The organism is Alkalibacterium sp. 20 (genome assembly GCF_001885615.1).
Taxonomy (GTDB): Bacteria; Bacillota; Bacilli; order Lactobacillales; family Carnobacteriaceae_A; genus Alkalibacterium.
This window is the reverse complement of sequence record NZ_LSRN01000003.1, coordinates 1-816: the sequence shown is the minus strand read 5'-3', so window position 1 is coordinate 816 and position 816 is coordinate 1. Positions and strand designations below refer to the sequence as shown.

Below are 816 nucleotides of genomic sequence, written 5' to 3'. Positions count from 1 at the left end.
GTCTCGTTAAATGACTTTTCTCATTGCCTGTTCATTTTGTTTAGCGGCCTTTATCTGTTCTTGAATCTCAAATTTTTCAGGAGATAAATAAGCATTATAAGAATGACGACGACGCTTGTTGTAGAAAGCAGCGATATACCAGGTCACAGCTTTAATAGCTTCTGCACGTGTTTTAAAATCCCGTCTATAAATTAATTCTTTCTTCAATGTGGCGAAGAATGACTCACTGGTCGCATTGTCATAAGGTGTGCCTTTATGACTCATACTGATAGTTGCTTTAATTTCATTGAGCCTTGTAACATACTCTTTTGAAGCGTATTGACTACCTTGATCAGAGTGATGAACAAGCCCTTCTTCGGGCTTACGTAGGTTAATAGCCATGTCTAAAGCCTCTAGAGGCAACTCCGTGCGCATATTATCAGCGATAGACCAGCCGACGACTAAACGAGAGTATAAGTCTAAGACCATAGCTAAATAAAGCCATCCTTCTCGGGTCCAAATATACGTGATATCGCCCGTCCATACTTTATTCGGTTCATCTACATTAAAGTTGCGGTCAAGTAAATTAGGATATACCCCCAGCGAATGAGAGGAGTCGGTGGTTGATACATACTTCCACAGTGGTGTTGCACGCAACCCCATTTCTCTCATATATCGACCGACAGTCTTTTCAGATACGGAGTATCCTGCTTCAATTAAATCTTCTAAGATACGAGGCGCTCCATACGTCCCTATGCTTTCATGAAAAAACTGTCTGATTTTTTGTTTAACTTTATCACGATACAGTTCGCGTTTTGTTGGTTCTCTATCTTTTAG

The 816-nt window shown here is 40.3% G+C and carries 1 protein-coding gene; it reads right to left on the bottom strand.

The window, feature by feature from the left end; all coding sequences use genetic code 11:
* Positions 1 to 6: 6 nt before the first annotated feature.
* Positions 7 to 816: IS3 family transposase (locus AX762_RS01740; protein ID WP_083432742.1), on the bottom strand; the 810-nt coding region annotated here is incomplete at its 5' end.